The sequence below is a fragment of the Streptomyces sp. NWU339 genome, from assembly GCF_003143855.1.
Classification (GTDB): domain Bacteria; phylum Actinomycetota; class Actinomycetes; order Streptomycetales; family Streptomycetaceae; genus Streptomyces.
On sequence record NZ_QFRK01000012.1, the window covers coordinates 169614 to 183689 of the forward strand.

The 14076-nt window shown below is 70.2% G+C and carries 16 protein-coding genes; 8 read left to right on the forward strand and 8 right to left on the reverse strand.

Annotation, left to right across the window (positions count from 1 at the left end; translation table 11 throughout):
* Positions 1 to 148: 148 nt before the first annotated feature.
* Complete coding sequence (locus DIZ27_RS17455) at positions 149 to 1600, forward strand: NCS2 family permease (RefSeq protein ID WP_109379379.1); 1452 nt, start codon at positions 149 to 151, stop codon at positions 1598 to 1600.
* A gap of 36 nt (positions 1601 to 1636) precedes the next feature.
* Here DIZ27_RS17455 and DIZ27_RS17460 read toward each other — a convergent pair whose 3' ends face one another.
* Complete coding sequence (locus DIZ27_RS17460; RefSeq protein WP_109379380.1) at positions 1637 to 1819, reverse strand: ribbon-helix-helix protein, CopG family; 183 nt, start codon at positions 1817 to 1819, stop codon at positions 1637 to 1639.
* Positions 1820 to 2042: 223 nt separating this feature from the next.
* Between DIZ27_RS17460 and DIZ27_RS17465 the strand changes: the two genes are divergently transcribed.
* The gene (locus DIZ27_RS17465; protein WP_109379334.1) at positions 2043 to 2480 is read left to right on the forward strand and encodes a MarR family winged helix-turn-helix transcriptional regulator; all 438 of its coding nucleotides are present in this window, start codon (positions 2043 to 2045) and stop codon (positions 2478 to 2480) included.
* Between the two features lie 31 nt (positions 2481 to 2511).
* Positions 2512 to 3903 (forward strand): MFS transporter, encoded by a 1392-nt coding sequence (locus DIZ27_RS17470; protein WP_109379335.1) that lies wholly within the window; start codon positions 2512 to 2514, stop codon positions 3901 to 3903.
* A 36-nt stretch (positions 3904 to 3939) separates the two neighbouring features.
* Here DIZ27_RS17470 and DIZ27_RS17475 read toward each other — a convergent pair whose 3' ends face one another.
* Positions 3940 to 4473: a Uma2 family endonuclease gene (locus DIZ27_RS17475; protein ID WP_109379336.1), complete on the reverse strand. Its 534-nt coding sequence runs from the start codon at positions 4471 to 4473 to the stop codon at positions 3940 to 3942.
* A 113-nt stretch (positions 4474 to 4586) separates the two neighbouring features.
* Between DIZ27_RS17475 and thpR the strand changes: the two genes are divergently transcribed.
* Positions 4587 to 5159 (forward strand): RNA 2',3'-cyclic phosphodiesterase, encoded by a 573-nt coding sequence (gene thpR / locus DIZ27_RS17480; protein ID WP_109379337.1) that lies wholly within the window; start codon positions 4587 to 4589, stop codon positions 5157 to 5159.
* 155 nt (positions 5160 to 5314) lie between these two features.
* Here thpR and DIZ27_RS17485 read toward each other — a convergent pair whose 3' ends face one another.
* The 4 genes from DIZ27_RS17485 to DIZ27_RS17500 all read right to left on the reverse strand — a co-directional run bounded on the left by DIZ27_RS17485 (position 5315) and on the right by DIZ27_RS17500 (position 8038).
* Positions 5315 to 6304: an aldo/keto reductase gene (locus DIZ27_RS17485; RefSeq protein WP_109379338.1), complete on the reverse strand. Its 990-nt coding sequence runs from the start codon at positions 6302 to 6304 to the stop codon at positions 5315 to 5317.
* Positions 6241 to 6579, reverse strand: a complete 339-nt coding sequence (locus tag DIZ27_RS48765; RefSeq protein WP_109379381.1) for a type II toxin-antitoxin system VapB family antitoxin — start codon at positions 6577 to 6579, stop codon at positions 6241 to 6243. Before DIZ27_RS48765 ends, DIZ27_RS17485 begins: the two co-directional genes overlap by 64 nt.
* A gap of 70 nt (positions 6580 to 6649) precedes the next feature.
* Positions 6650 to 7237 carry a Uma2 family endonuclease gene (locus tag DIZ27_RS17495; protein ID WP_109379339.1) on the reverse strand — a complete coding sequence of 196 codons (588 nt, stop codon included), beginning with the start codon at positions 7235 to 7237 and terminating at the stop codon, positions 6650 to 6652.
* 114 nt (positions 7238 to 7351) lie between these two features.
* The gene (locus tag DIZ27_RS17500; RefSeq protein ID WP_109379340.1) at positions 7352 to 8038 is read right to left on the reverse strand and encodes an SGNH/GDSL hydrolase family protein; all 687 of its coding nucleotides are present in this window, start codon (positions 8036 to 8038) and stop codon (positions 7352 to 7354) included.
* Between the two features lie 88 nt (positions 8039 to 8126).
* On the opposite strand from DIZ27_RS17500, the gene DIZ27_RS17505 reads away from it, so the two are divergent.
* Positions 8127 to 9158 (forward strand): hypothetical protein, encoded by a 1032-nt coding sequence (locus DIZ27_RS17505; RefSeq protein ID WP_109379341.1) that lies wholly within the window; start codon positions 8127 to 8129, stop codon positions 9156 to 9158.
* 12 nt (positions 9159 to 9170) lie between these two features.
* Here the strand turns inward: DIZ27_RS17505 and DIZ27_RS17510 are convergent, their stop codons facing one another.
* Positions 9171 to 9602 carry a PPOX class F420-dependent oxidoreductase gene (locus DIZ27_RS17510; RefSeq protein ID WP_109379342.1) on the reverse strand — a complete coding sequence of 144 codons (432 nt, stop codon included), beginning with the start codon at positions 9600 to 9602 and terminating at the stop codon, positions 9171 to 9173.
* A gap of 31 nt (positions 9603 to 9633) precedes the next feature.
* A complete protein-coding gene (locus DIZ27_RS17515) occupies positions 9634 to 10401 on the reverse strand; it encodes a TetR/AcrR family transcriptional regulator (protein WP_109379343.1) in 768 nt (255 codons plus the stop codon).
* 86 nt (positions 10402 to 10487) lie between these two features.
* On the opposite strand from DIZ27_RS17515, the gene DIZ27_RS17520 reads away from it, so the two are divergent.
* From DIZ27_RS17520 to DIZ27_RS17530, 3 genes are all read left to right on the forward strand, one after another.
* Complete coding sequence (locus DIZ27_RS17520; RefSeq protein ID WP_109379344.1) at positions 10488 to 11480, forward strand: ATP-binding cassette domain-containing protein; 993 nt, start codon at positions 10488 to 10490, stop codon at positions 11478 to 11480.
* Positions 11477 to 12298: an ABC transporter permease gene (locus tag DIZ27_RS17525; protein WP_109379345.1), complete on the forward strand. Its 822-nt coding sequence runs from the start codon at positions 11477 to 11479 to the stop codon at positions 12296 to 12298. Before DIZ27_RS17520 ends, DIZ27_RS17525 begins: the two co-directional genes overlap by 4 nt.
* 153 nt (positions 12299 to 12451) lie before the next feature.
* Complete coding sequence (locus DIZ27_RS17530) at positions 12452 to 13990, forward strand: cellulase family glycosylhydrolase (RefSeq protein ID WP_109379346.1); 1539 nt, start codon at positions 12452 to 12454, stop codon at positions 13988 to 13990.
* The last annotated feature ends 86 nt before the right edge of the window (positions 13991 to 14076 follow it).

Genomic DNA, 14076 nt, shown 5'->3' on the forward strand with positions numbered 1-14076 from the left:
TTCGCCGCATCGGGCCGCATGGGTCTACGCGCGGAGATAGCGTGGATGTCGTTATATCTTCATACTGAATCTGTTTGTCTCTGGCCAGTTCTGCTCGTAGGAAACGCCAAAGGGCTTTGATGGAAGTCCGACGGTGATGAGGTTCTGCATGTCCACGTCGGCCCCCAGCAAGGCCCCCCTGCCCGATCAGCCTGGGCCCGCGCCCGCGCGCGGCGCACTCGACCGCTACTTCAAGATCTCCGAGCGGGGCAGCAGCCTGCCCCGCGAGATCCGTGGCGGATTCGCCACCTTCTTCGCGATGGCCTACATCATCGTGCTGAACCCGATCATCCTCGGCAGCGCGAAGGACATGTACGGCAACCAGCTCGACAACGGTCAGCTGGTCACCGCGACCGCCCTGACGGCGGCGTTCACCACGCTGCTCATGGGCGTCATCGGCAACGTGCCGATCGCACTGGCCGCCGGCCTCGGAGTGAACTCGGTCGTCGCACTCCAGCTCGCCCCCCGCATGTCGTGGCCCGACGCGATGGGCATGGTGGTGCTGGCCGGCTTCGTCGTCATGCTGCTGGTCGCCACCGGTCTGCGCGAGCGCGTGATGAACGCCGTCCCGTACGGCCTGCGCAAGGCCATCGCCATCGGTATCGGCCTGTTCATCATGCTGATCGGCCTGGTCGACTCCGGCTTCGTCTCCCGGATCCCGGACGCCGCCCAGACCACCGTCCCGCTCCAGCTCGGCACCGGCGGTCACCTCACCGGCTGGCCGGTCCTCGTCTTCGTCCTCGGCGCGTTGCTCACGCTGGCGCTGATCGTGCGCAAGGTGCCCGGCGCGATCCTCATCTCGATCGTCGCGATGACGGTCCTCGCCGTGGTCATCAACGCCGTGGCCGACATCCCCTCCTGGGGCCTGACGAACCCGAGCTGGCCCGGCAACCCCGTCGCCACCCCCGACTTCGGCCTGATCGGCGAGGTCAGCCTGTTCGGCGGCTTCGCCAAGGTCGGCGTGCTGACCGGCGTCCTGTTCGTCTTCACCGTGCTGCTGTCGTGCTTCTTCGACGCGATGGGCACGATCATGGGCGTCTCCGACGAGGCCAAGCTGACCGACGCCGACGGCCAGATGCCCGGCATCAACAAGGTCCTGTTCATCGACGGTGTCGGGGTCGCCGCGGGCGGTGTCGGCTCCGCCTCCGCCACCACCGCCTTCGTGGAGTCCACGGCCGGCGTCGGCGAGGGCGCGCGCACCGGCTTCGCGAACGTCGTCACCGGCTCGCTGTTCGCCGTCGCGCTGTTCCTCACGCCCGTCGCCACGATGGTGCCGTCCCAGGCGGCCACCCCGGCGCTGTTCGCGGTCGGTTTCCTGATCCTTGCGGGCTCGATCAAGGAGATCGACTGGGCGGACTACACGATCGCCGTCCCGGCCTTCGTGACCATGGTGATGATGCCCTTCACCTACTCGATCACCAACGGCATCGGCATGGGCTTCATCACCTTCGTGCTGCTGCGCCTGGCGGCCGGGCGCGGCCGGGAGGTCCCGGTGGCGATGTACGCGGTGTCGGGGGTCTTCGCCTTCTACTACCTGATGCCGGCACTGGGTCTGACCTGACCCGACCCGGCCCGTCCCGACCGGCTCGGTGCGGGCTCAGGTGACGCCGTAGAACTTCTCCGTCTCCTCGACGGCGGTCTGGAACCGCTGGTCGAAGTCATCGCGAATGAGCGTCTGGACGACATAGTCCTGGACGCTCATTCCGCGTTTGGCGGCATGGCTCCGGAGTCTTTCGAGCAGTTCCTGGTCCATGCGCAGACTGAGTACGTCGGTCCCCATGGACATGAGCCTTGCCGCACTCTCCGGCCCGGTGCGCCCTGTTTCACGCAGAGATCACCCGTACGAGTGATCTATGGCCTGCTCTATGGCCTGCTCTATGGCCCGCTCTGTGGCGTGACTGCGGCATGACAGCGGCACGAGTGGCCGACCTCACGGGCACGGGCGGAGTTCGAGCGCGCCCCGACTGGTCCTTTAGCGAGAGTAATGAGTTATGCTAAAGAACATGCCGGACCTCAGCCATGGCGACGACGCGGCTGCCGTCAACGCCCTTCGATCCGCCGTGATGCGACTGTCCCGTCGACTCAGGCACCAGCGCGTCGACGAGTCGCTCAGCCCCACCGAGATGTCGGTGCTGGGCACCCTGGCCCGCTGCGGCCAAGCCACCCCGGGCGAGCTCGCCCGCAAGGAACACGTCCAGCCGCCCTCGATGACCCGCATCGTGGCCCTGCTGGAGGGCAAGGGGCTGGTCCGGCTGGAGCCGCACCCCGACGACCGGCGGCAGAAGGTCGTGACGCAGACCGAACAGGCCGAGGCGATGCTCGCCGAGAGCCGACGCAGGCGGAACGTCTTCCTGGCCGCCCTCGCCGAGGAACTCGACGAGGACGAATGGGCGAAACTCCGTGCCGCCGCCCCCGTGCTGGAGAAGCTCGCGCACATCTAGGAACTCAGCAGCTGTCGCTAGGAGGCGAACCTTGAGTACGGGACCCGGAGCAGACTCCGCCCCCGGACCGGACACCCACGACATCACCACCGGCGGTGACACACCGCCCGCCCCCGAAAAGCCGGGGCGGAACATCCGCACGTCCCGGATGTTCTCCTCGCTGCGGGTCAGGAACTACCGCCTGTTCTTCATCGGCCAGGTCGTCTCCAACATCGGCACCTGGATGCAGCGCATCGCCCAGGACTGGCTGGTGCTCACCCTCACCGCCTCCTCGGCCGCCGTCGGTATCACCACGGCCCTGCAGTTCCTGCCGATGCTGCTGTTCGGCCTGTACGGCGGCGTCCTCGTGGACCGCCTGCGCAAGCGCCCCACGCTGCTCGTCACCCAGTCGGCGATGGCCCTCACCTCGCTGGCGCTCGCGGCCCTCACCCTCACCGGACAGGTCGAGGTCTGGCACGTCTACGTCGCCGCCTTCGTCACCGGTCTGGCGACGGTGGTCGACAACCCCGCCCGCCAGTCCTTCGTCGCCGAGCTGGTCGGCCCCGGGCAGCTGCAGAACGCGGTCAGCCTGAACTCCGCGAACTTCCAGTCCGCCCGCCTGGTCGGCCCCGCCGTCGCGGGCCTGCTGATCACCGGCGTCGGCACGGGCTGGGCGTTCCTCCTCAACGGCCTGTCCTTCATCGCGCCGCTGGCCGGCCTGATGATGATGCGGGCCCGCGAACTGCACGCCGTCACGCCGTCCCCGCGCGGCAAGGGGCAGCTGCGGGAGGGGCTGCGCTATGTCGCGGGCCGGCCCGATCTGGTCTGGCCGATCGTCCTGGTCGGCTTCATCGGCACGTTCGCCTTCAACTTCCCCGTCTACCTCTCGGCCTTCGCCGACGACGTCTTCCACGGGGGCGCGGGCGCCTACAGCCTGTTCAACACCCTGATGGCGGTCGGCTCGCTGGCCGGCGCCCTGCTCGCGGCCCGGCGCGGCACGGCCCGCCTGCGGCTGCTGATCCTGGCCGCGCTGGCCTTCGGCGGACTGGAGATCGTGGCGGCCGGGGCACCCACCCTGTGGCTGTTCGCCCTGCTCATGATCCCGATCGGCCTGTTCGCCATGACGGTCAACGTCACCACCAACACCAGCATCCAGATGTCCACCGACCCGGCCGTACGCGGCCGCGTCATGGCCCTGTACATGATGGTCTTCCTCGGCGGCGCGCCCGTCGGCGCCCCGATCGTCGGCTGGATCACCGACACCTACGGCGCCCGTCTCGGCTTCGCGATGGGCGGTGCCGTCGCGGTCCTCGCCGCCGCCGTGATCGGCCTGATCCTGGCCCGCGTCGGCAACCTGCGCCTGACGGTCGGCTGGACCGGGGGCCACCCCCAGGTGCGGTTCGTACCGAGGGAACGGCAACGGGAGCTGACGGCGGTGGCCTGACGGCCGGACCCACCGCCCCGACGGGTTCCCCCGCGGTCAGTCGCGGGGGAACCCGTCGGTCTTGAGCACCAGACCGACGACCGTCCCGGTCAGGTCGACCCCCTCACCGAAGGGGAGCCGGACCGCCCCGCGGTACGTGCCGTCCTTCGGCAGGGTGTGCAGGTGCCACTCGCCGGTGTACGGGTCCATGATCAGGTACATGGGCACACCGGCAGTGGCGTAGGCGTCCTTCTTCGGCCCGTAGTCGTTGGCCGCGGTCTCCTCGGAGATCACTTCAGCGACGAACTCGATGTCACGGTGAGTGCCTCCGGTGAAAGCGACCACGTCGGAGGCGAACCCGTTGAGACGCCCCGGGTAGTCCGTGCGGACGTCGGACCACAGGCACTTGCGCGGGTACTTGGCACGCAGTTGCTCATGGATGTCGATGGTGATGTCCCAGTGGGTGTCCCGCTGGGGCGTCAGGAAGATGTGACCCCCGACGATCTCGGTCTTGTAGCCCTCGGGGACGGGCATCTTCTCGAGCCACTCGAACATCATGTCGAGCGTGAGTCCGCCGGTGTGCTCGGTCATCGGTGGTGTTCCTCCCGGCCGCACCCGGACGGGTGCAGCCGCGCAGTGCAACGATACGCACGGTGACCAGGACACGCGTGGGCGTACACGCGTTCCCCGGCGAGACTGGAGACATGAGACTCTTCGCCGCCGTGGTGCCGCCCGAGGACGTGATCCGTGAGCTTGCCGTCGAGGTCGAGGAACTGCGGCGGCTGCCCGGCGCGGACGCCCTGCGCTGGACCGGCCGGCCTGGCTGGCACTTCACGCTCGCCTTCTACGGTGAGGTCGACGACGAGCTCGTCCCCGAACTGACCGCCCGCCTGGAGCGGGCCGCGTCCCGGAGCGAGCCCTTCGGGCTGGCGCTGTGCGGCGGTGGCCAGTTCGGCCACGGACGGGCCCTGTGGACCGGGGCGGACGGTGACCTGCACACCCTGAGCCTGCTCGCCGACCGTACGGAGGCGGCGGGGCGCAAGGCGGGCGTGGCGATGGGGGAGCACCGCCGCTACAAGGCCCACCTGACGCTGGCCCGCAGCCGGACCGGCGCCGACGTACGGCCGTACGTGGAGGCCCTGGGGCGGTTCCGGAGCCGTGCCTGGACCGTGGGCGAGCTGGCGCTGGTGCGCAGCAACCTGCCGAGGTCGGGGGTGCCGGGCGAGCGGCCGCGTTACGAGGTGGTCGCGCGCCGGCCACTCGGGGCGGCCGGTTAGGCTCGAAGGCGTGGACCCGAAAACCCGGAACCGGATCATGGCCGGTGCGCTCGTACTGATGTTCGCGGTGGTGGCCCTGGCGGCGGCGCTCGGATACTAGCCCCGCCGCCAGGCACCCCCGGCGCTCCCGGCGTGCCCGCCGGGAAGGCGGCGTCCTACCAGGCGAAGGCCTCCGGAGAAGGCCCCGGGCCCGGGAAGATCTCGTCCAGTGAGGTCAGCAGTTCCTCGCTCAGCTTCAGCTCGACCGCCCGCAGCGCCGACGCCAGCTGTTCGGTGGTGCGCGGACCGACGATCGGGCCCGTCACCCCGGGCCGGGTGAGCAGCCAGGCCAGCGCGGCCTCGCCGGGCTCGACGCCGTGCTTGTCGAGCAGGTCCTCGTACGCCTGGATCTGGGCGCGGGCGGTGGGGTCGGCGAGCGTCTCGGCGGCCCGTCCGGACGCGCGGCGCCCGCCCTGGGCCTCCTTCTTGATGACCCCGCCCAGCAGACCGCCGTGCAGCGGCGACCAGGGGATGACCCCGAGCCCGTAGTCCTGCGCGGCCGGGATGACCTCCATCTCGGCACGGCGCTCGGCGAGGTTGTACAGGCACTGCTCGCTCACCAGGCCGTACGACCCGCGCCGGGCGGCGATCTCGTTGGCCTGGACGATCTTGTAGCCGGGGAAGTTGGACGATCCCGCGTAGAGGATCTTGCCCTGCTGGACCAGGACGTCGATCGCCTGCCAGATCTCCTCGAACGGCGTCGACCGGTCGATGTGGTGGAACTGGTAGAGGTCGATGTAGTCGGTCTGCAGCCGCTTGAGGGAGGCGTCGACGGCCCGGCGGATGTTCACCGCAGAGAGCTTGTCGTGGTTGGGCCACGCCTCGCCGTCGGCTCCCATGTTCCCGTACACCTTGGTGGCGAGCACGACCTTGTCGCGCCGCTCGCCACCCTTGGCGAACCAGTTGCCGATGATGGTCTCGGTACGGCCCTTGTTCTCGCCCCAGCCGTACACGTTGGCGGTGTCGAAGAGATTGATCCCGGCGTCCAGCGCCGCGTCCATGATGGCGTGACTGTCGGCCTCGTCGGTCTGCGGACCGAAGTTCATCGTCCCGAGGACGAGCCGACCGACCTTGAGTCCCGTGCGTCCGAGCTGCGTGTACTCCATGAGCACCAAGCCAACGTCTTGGAGCGCGCTCTATGCAAGGGGATCAGTCGGCGGTGCCTGCGGGGGCGGCCCAGGCCGTCGGCTGTCTCCTCCACGGGCCCCGTGAGGCCGGGTAGCCCGCCCTCGGCCAGCCAGGTCAGGAACGACATCCGCTTTCGGCGTTTGATGGCGTCCTCGAGAGCCGCGTTCACGGTGGCGACCTTGGTGCTCGTCCCGAAGATCTCGGCGGCCTCGGCCAGCTTGTCGTCGTCGATGTCGATGACCGTTCGTGCCATCAAGGAAGCCCCCGGGTTGTTGACGGAGACCAGGAGCACGTCGGTGTGATGGGCGCGGACGGGACAGGGATCAGTCGCGGGGAAAGTCGCCGGTCCCGACCGTCAGGTCCGCCACTGTGCCGGTCAGATCGATGTCGTCGCCGAAGTCCACCCGCGTCCTGGTGACGTAGTCGCCGTTCTTGGGGTCGGTGTAGACGTAGCAGAGGCCCTGGTAGGGGTCGGCGATGACGTAGAGCGGGACCTCGGCGGTCGCGTAGGCGGTCTTCTTCGGGCCGTAGTCGTTGGCGGCCGTGCCCTCGGAGATGACCTCGAAGACGAACTCGACGTCCTCGTAGCGCCAGCGGCCTTCGTCGTCCTTCTCGGCGGAGGCGCGAAGCACGGCCACGTCGGGGCAGAGGCCGTTCTCGTGGCCGGGGAAGTCGATGCGGACGTCCGAGAACACCTTGACGTCCTCCCCGAACCGGGCCTCAACGGCCATCGCCATCTTGAAGGTGATGGCCCAATGGGTGTCCCGCTGCGGTGTCATGTAGACGTTGCCCCCGACGATCTCGACCCTGAATCCTTCGGGGACGGGCATCCGCTCCAGCCGCTCGAACCACTCGTCCAAGCGCTGCGTGTTGGCGTCGGCCATGGCGATCCTGTCGTCTACGACGGTCATCGTGGCACTCCTCCCCGGCTGCCCCATGGAAGAGCACAGCCGCGAGGTACAACGATACGCACGGTGACCGGGACACGGGGAGAGGCGCATATGCCGCCGCAGCGCCGTCGTCGGTTACGGAGTGCAGGACGCGGAGTAGGGCCCGCCCAGCTCCCAGCCCTCGTACATCGCCTCCGCGAAGGCTTCCGCGATCCTGTGTTCACCGGTCGCGTTGGGGTGGGTGCCGTCGTAGGTGTCGGTGTGGATGTCGTACGACGGCGGGACGGCGGCCAGGAGGAGCGGGGAGCCCGGGGTGTCGAGGTCGGCGGCCGCCTTCGCGAGGAGTTCGTTGAAGTGGGTGACCTCGGTGGCGAAGGACGGGTCGGCCTCCGCGCGTATGTTGGGGATCACGGGCAGCACGACCATGCGGATGCGCGGGTTGGCCGCCCGCGCCCCGGCGACGAAGGCGCGGACGTTGTCCGCGGTCTGCTCGGCGTTCGTGTAGAAGCCGAGGTCGATCAGGCCCAGGGAGACCAGGAGCACGTCGGCGCGCTGGGACCGGACGGTCTCGCCGATCAGCGGCGCCATGTGCTGCCAGCCCTCGCCCCAGCCGGCCAGGTGGGCCCGGGGGAAGTCGGGGTCGGCGTAGGCGTACGAGGTGGGGGAGTCCGTCGCCTGGTCGTGCAGCGTCTCGCGCGGGCCGACGAAGGTGAAGGGGCCGCCGTACTCCGTGCACAGGTGCCGCCACAGGCGGTAGCGCCAGGTGTGTTCACCCGCGCTCCCGATGGTCATCGAGTCGCCGACGGGCATGAACCTGAGCACCCGGTCATCATCGTCGATCAGCCTGGCCGCCGCGATGTGAGACCGACCACCTGCCGTCAAGTCGGCGGCGGGATGGCAGTCTTGGGACATGCGCCGACCCTCCGCCCTGCTCGCCGCGGCCCTTCTCCTCGGGGCGACCGCTGTGCTCACCGCACCCGCCGCCCCCGCCTCCGCAGCCGACGGCGACGAGGGGTTCACGATCAAGGACCCGCGCATCACCGAGTCCAGCGGTCTCGCCGCCTCCCGCCTCCACCCGGGCGTCTACTGGACCCACAACGACAGCGACGACGGCCCCTACCTCTACGCCGTCGACAGCGCCACCGGCGACACCGTCGCCCGGCTCACCCTCACCGGCATCGGCGAGCCCCGGGACGTCGAGGCGATCTCCATCGGTCCGGGCAACCGGATCTTCGTCGGGGACATCGGCGACAACCTCGGCGGCACCTGGCCGTATGTGTGGGTCTACGAGCTGCCCGAGCCGAAGGAGCTGCGGGACCAGACCGTGCGGGCCACGCAGTACGTCGTGAAGTACTCCGACGGGCCCCGCGACGCCGAGTCCCTCGTCGTGCACCCGAAGACCGGACGCGTCTACATCGTCGACAAGAAGGAGGAGGGCGGGCACCTGTACGAGGGGCCGGCCGAACTCTCCGCCTCGGGCAGCAACGTCTTCGAGCCCGTCGCGCCCGTCGAGCTGTGGGCCACCGACGCCGCGTTCTCCCCGGACGGCCGGCAGCTCGCCGTGCGCGGGTACTTCGGCGGGATCCACTACGCGTGGGACGACTCCCGGGACGGGAAGATCGAGCGCAAGGGGCGGCTCAGCGTGCCGCTCCAGGGGCAGGGCGAGTCCGTCAGCTACTCCGCCGACGGCTCCCGGCTGATGTACGGGAGCGAGGGCGCGCAGAGCCCGGTCGAGGCCCGGGAGGCGCCCGGCGGTGGCGGCTCCGGACCGGCGTCCTCGTCGGGCGCCTCGGGTTCTTCGGGTGGGGGCTCGCAGGCGGGGGGCGAGGGCTCGGGGGGCGGTGCCGGTTCCGGTGACGGCCTCACGATCGGTGCCGTGGCCGCCGTGGCCGTCGTCTGTGCGGTCCTGTTCGGGCTGGGGCGCCGGCGCAGGCGGGGCTGAACCGGCGGGCGGTCACGCGGCGCCGTCCGCGGGCGCCGTCCGCACCTCGTAGTGGAGCGTCCGCGTCCGCATCAACCGGTGCGCTAGCGGGACCAGGGCGCCCTGCACGACCGGGTACTTGCGCCGCAGCAGCCGTGCCGCGTGCCGGTCCTCCTCGCTCCCGTGGTCCAGCAGCCGGACCCGGGCGCGCATCTCCGGTCCGACCGGCTTGCCGTCGGGGGTGGCGGGGGCCAGTTCCACCAGCGGGTCGCGGCGCAGGCGTCTGACCTTCTTGGCCTTGCCGGGGGTGCGGAAGTAGGCGTGGTCGCCCTCCACGGCGAGGTTCACGGCGGTGCCCACGCCCGTGCCGTCCCTGCGGTGGCTGGTGAGCAGCACGGCCCACTGTCCGGCGAAGTCCGTCAGTTCCGGGCGGGTGGGTTCCGGGTGTGCGCGCGAGGTGGTCATGCCTCCATCCAGGCACCGATCCGCCGGCCTGTCATCCGGTGGCACGTCGGCGGACCAGCACCTCCAGCCCGTCCAGGACGCGCTGCAGCCCGAACTCGAAGTGGTCGAAGTCGGGGCCGAAGGTGTCCTCGGAGAGGGAGGCCAGGACGGGGTAGCGCCCGCTGAGCATGGCCTGCTCCAGCGCCGGCCGCTGGGCCTCCCAGAACTGCGCGTCCGTCAGTCCGGTGCGGCGCTCCGCCTCCGCCTCGTACAGCTGGGTGCGGGCGGCCCCGACGACGTACCCGTCGATCATGATGATCACCGACACCAGTTCGGGGTCGGACAGGCCCATCGGCTTGATCCGGGTGAGCACCTTCTCCATGCCGTCGAGCGCGCTCGGGCCGAGGATCGGGCGGGACTGGTTGACCTCCAGCAGCCAGGGATGGCGGCGGTACAGGGCGAGGGTGGCGTGGGCCAGTGCTTCCAGGGCCGGGCGCCAGCCGCCGTCGCCGAAGTCGGCGGGGTCCTCCGACGGGCGCTGCACGCGGTCCAGCATCAGGTCGAGCAGCTCGGCCTTGCCGGGAACGTAGCGGTACAGGGACATCGTGCCGGTGCCGAGCTCGGCGGCGATCCGGCGCATCGAGAGCGCGCCGAGCCCGTCCCGGTCCGCGATTTCGACGGCGGCCTCCACGACGCGGTCCAGCGTCAGTCCCGGTTTCGGCCCCCGGCTGGGGCGTCGGCCCGTGTTCCACAGCAGGTCGAGGGTGCGGGTGATGTCGCCGCCGCCACTGCTTTCCGTACCGCCCGTACCGCTGGTCATGGGGGCAGTCTAGATCCGCGGAAAATAACTGGGTACGGCGTACGCGCAATCGGGTACGGTGTACCCGGTTATCGGAAGGGGGATTCATGAACGACGGTTACGACGACGGTTACGCGGTACGCGCCGAGGCCCTGGAGAAGCGCTACGGCGACAAGCGCGCCCTCGACGGCTTCGATCTGGCCGTCCGCGAGGGCACCGTGCACGGACTGCTGGGGCCGAACGGGGCCGGCAAGACCACCGCCGTGCGCATCCTGTCGACGCTGATCCGGCTTGACGGGGGGCGGGCCACGGTGGCCGGGCTCGACGTGGCCCGGCAGGCGCGCGAGGTGCGGGCGCGGATCGGGCTCACCGGGCAGTACGCGGCCGTGGACGAGGTGCTCACGGGGCGGCAGAACCTGGAGATGTTCGGGCGGCTGTTCCACCTCGGCGAAAAAAGGGCCCGGCTGCGGGCCACCGAACTGCTGGCGCGGTTCGACCTCACCGACGCCGCCGACAAGGGCGTCGGCGACTACAGCGGGGGCATGCGGCGGCGGCTGGATCTCGCCGCCTCGATGATCCTCGCGCCGGCCGTGCTCTTCCTGGACGAGCCGACGACGGGGCTCGATCCCCGCAGCCGGGGTGAGGTCTGGGAGTCCGTACGGGCGCTGGTCGCGGACGGCACCACCGTGCTGCTGACCACGCAGTACCTGGAGGAGGCCGACAAGCTGGCCTCCCGCGTCACCGTCATCGACCAGGGGCGGGCCATCGCCGACGACACCCCGGACGGGCTGAAGAACCGGATCGGTGGCGACCGCATCGAGGTCGTGGTCGCCGAACGGGCCGACATCCCGCGTGCGGTGAAGATCGTGGCCCGGGTCGCCGACGGTGAACCGGAGGCGGAGGAGAGCGAGTTGCGCGTGCACGCCGCGGTCACGGACCGGGTGGCCGCGCTGACCGACGTGGCGCGCACCCTGCAGGACGAGGGGGTGCGGGTCGAGGACATCGGGCTGCGCAGGCCGAGCCTCGACGACGTGTTCCTGCGGCTGACCGGGCACCGCACGGACGTCTCGGTCCCGCAGACGAAGGAGGCCGCCGCATGAGCGCCGTCGACCTGACCACCGCACCCGCCGCGCACGGCCGCACGTACTGGGCGCTCGCCGACTGCTGGAACATCGTCCGCCGCGGCCTGACCCACTACCGGCGCCAACCCGTGAACATCGCCTGGCAGCTGGGCTTCCCGATCCTGTCGGTGCTGCTCTACGGCTATGTCTTCGGCAGCGCGATGAAAGTGCCCGGCGGTGGAAACTACAAGTACTTCCTGATGCCCGGGATGTTCGTGTTGACGATGGCGTTCGGCTTCGTCAACACGGCGACCATCGTGGTGTACGACGCCACCAAGGGCGTGATCGACCGGTTCCGCTCGATGCCGATGGCGTCCTCCGCGGTGGTGGCCGGGCGCGGGGTGACCGATCTGGTCGTCGCCTGCGCGGAGTTGGCGATCCTCATGCTCACCGCGCTGGCCATCGGCTGGCGGCCGGACGGCGGTTGGGGCTTCCTCGCGGCGTTCGGTCTGCTGCTGTGGCTGCGGTTCGCGCTCATCTGGCTCGGAGTGTGGCTGGGCCTGCTGGTGCCCAACCCGGAGGCCGCCGGCGGGCTGTTCGCGGTCGCCTTCCCGCTGACGATGATCTCCAGCATCTTCGTGGCCCCGCAGCTCATGCCGGACTGGCTGGGCTGGGTCGCGGTCTGGAACCCGATCTCGTCCACGGCGGCGGCCACCCGTGAGCTGTTCGGCACGCCGGTCGGCGGCGACTCGTGGGTCGAGCAGCACGCGCTGCTGATGGCGGGGGTGTGGCCGCTCGTCCTGACGGCGGTCTTCCTGCCGCTCGCGGTGCGCAGGTTCCAGCGGCTCAGTCGGTGAGCGGCTGACAGGGCGTGCGGCGGGCGGTGTACGGAAGCACGAATACCGCCCGCCTCCTTGACGTGTTCATGTGACATGGCTTGCATGGGGGTGCAGGGTGATGGGAGCGCTCCCATTCGTTCCGGGCCCGTCCCTCCGAGAGGAAGCGGTGACATGTTCCGCAGCTTGCGAAGAGCGCTGTGCGTAGCCGTGGCGGCGTTCCTGCTGCCACTGGCGGGTGCGCCGTCGGCCGGTGCGGTGGAGCGGGGCGACGGCCCGGCGCGCACCGCGATGGCGGGCGAGGGCTACTGGCACACCGACGGCCGTCGGATCCTGGACGCGGCCGGGCGGTCCGTACGCATAGCCGGCGTCAACTGGTTCGGCTTCGAGACCGACACCCGTGTGGCCCACGGCCTGTGGGCCCGCGACTACAAGAGCATGATCGGCCAGATGAAGTCGCTGGGCTACAACACGATCCGTCTCCCTTACAGCGACGACATCCTCAAGCCGGGTGCCATGCCCGACAGCATCAGCCACGACGGCATCAACACCGACCTGCGCGGCCTGACTTCGCTCCAGGTCATGGACAGGATCGTGGCGTACGCGGGGCAGTCGGGCCTGAAGGTCGTGCTCGACCGGCACCGTCCGGACGCGGCCGGGCAGTCCGCGCTCTGGTACACCTCCGCCGTTCCCGAGTCGACGTGGATCGCCAACCTCAAGGCGCTCGCGGCCCGTTACAAGGGGGATTCGACCGTCATCGGCATCGACCTGCACAACGAGCCCCACGACCCCGCCTGTTGGGGCTGTGGCGACACCGCGAAGGATTGGCGGCTGGCCGCCGAGCGGGCCGGCAACGCGGTGCTGTCCGTCAACCCGGACCTGCTGGTCTTCGTCGAGGGCGTGCAGTCGTACAACGGGGTCAACGGCTGGTGGGGCGGCAACCTGATGGGCGTCGCCGAGCACCCGGTCCGCCTGAACGTGCCGGACCGGCTCGTCTACTCCGCCCACGACTACGCCACCAGCGTGGGCCGGCAGCCCTGGTTCGAGGATCCGTCGTTCCCCGCCAACATGCCGGGCATCTGGGACAAGTACTGGGGCTACATCTTCAAACAGGACATCGCCCCGGTCTGGCTCGGCGAGCTCGGCACGACGCTCCAGTCGGGCGTGGACCAGCGGTGGCTGTCCGCACTGGTGACGTACCTGCGGTCGACCTCGGGGCACGGCGCCGACAGCTTCCACTGGACCTTCTGGTCCTGGAACCCCAACTCCGGTGACACCGGGGGCATCCTGAAGGACGACTGGAAGACCGTGGACACGGTCAAGGACGGCTACCTCGCGGACATCAAGGCGCCGGGGTTCCCGGCCGGCGATCCGGGTGGCCCGGGCGGCCCGGGTGGTCCCGGGGGCGACGGGCCCGCGTGCAGTGCCGCCTACACCGTCAGCAGCGACTGGGGCGGAGGCTTCAACGCCGAGGTGAAGGTCACCAACACCGGGACGGTTCCGCTGAAGTCCTGGAAGGTGACGTGGACCTGGAGCGGCTCCCAGCGGGTCACCACCATGTGGAACGCCTCGTACACCCAGTCCGGCCCGACCGTCACCGCGACCAACGCCCCCCACAACGGTGCGGTCCCGACAGGCGGTTCGGCGAGCTTCGGCTTCGGTGGCGCCCCCGGCGGCGGAAGCACACCGAGCGCGACGTGCACGGCGACGTGAGCGGCGTGTGATCAGGGGGCCCGGCGCAGTGGCCGTACACAGCGCCGGGCCCTGGGGAGCTTGAGGGGTGCGACATCGGCTGGGCA

Bases quoted from the DNA above. Each gene is read 5' to 3' on its own strand.
- DIZ27_RS17455 (WP_109379379.1), top strand. From the start codon at position 149: ATGTCCACGTCGGCCCCCAGCAAGGCCCCCCTGCCCGATCAGCCTGGG.
- DIZ27_RS17525 (WP_109379345.1), top strand. From the start codon at position 11,477: ATGAGCGCCGTCGACCTGACCACCGCACCCGCCGCGCACGGCCGCACG.
- DIZ27_RS17520 (WP_109379344.1), top strand. From the start codon at position 10,488: ATGAACGACGGTTACGACGACGGTTACGCGGTACGCGCCGAGGCCCTG.
- DIZ27_RS17460 (WP_109379380.1), bottom strand. From the start codon at position 1,819: ATGGGGACCGACGTACTCAGTCTGCGCATGGACCAGGAACTGCTCGAA.
- DIZ27_RS17475 (WP_109379336.1), bottom strand. From the start codon at position 4,473: ATGACCGAGCACACCGGCGGACTCACGCTCGACATGATGTTCGAGTGG.
- DIZ27_RS17465 (WP_109379334.1), top strand. From the start codon at position 2,043: ATGCCGGACCTCAGCCATGGCGACGACGCGGCTGCCGTCAACGCCCTT.
- DIZ27_RS17485 (WP_109379338.1), bottom strand. From the start codon at position 6,304: ATGGAGTACACGCAGCTCGGACGCACGGGACTCAAGGTCGGTCGGCTC.
- DIZ27_RS48765 (WP_109379381.1), bottom strand. From the start codon at position 6,579: ATGGCACGAACGGTCATCGACATCGACGACGACAAGCTGGCCGAGGCC.
- thpR (WP_109379337.1), top strand. From the start codon at position 4,587: ATGAGACTCTTCGCCGCCGTGGTGCCGCCCGAGGACGTGATCCGTGAG.
- DIZ27_RS17510 (WP_109379342.1), bottom strand. From the start codon at position 9,602: ATGACCACCTCGCGCGCACACCCGGAACCCACCCGCCCGGAACTGACG.
- DIZ27_RS17515 (WP_109379343.1), bottom strand. From the start codon at position 10,401: ATGACCAGCGGTACGGGCGGTACGGAAAGCAGTGGCGGCGGCGACATC.
- DIZ27_RS17505 (WP_109379341.1), top strand. From the start codon at position 8,127: ATGCGCCGACCCTCCGCCCTGCTCGCCGCGGCCCTTCTCCTCGGGGCG.
- DIZ27_RS17530 (WP_109379346.1), top strand. From the start codon at position 12,452: ATGTTCCGCAGCTTGCGAAGAGCGCTGTGCGTAGCCGTGGCGGCGTTC.
- DIZ27_RS17495 (WP_109379339.1), bottom strand. From the start codon at position 7,237: ATGACCGTCGTAGACGACAGGATCGCCATGGCCGACGCCAACACGCAG.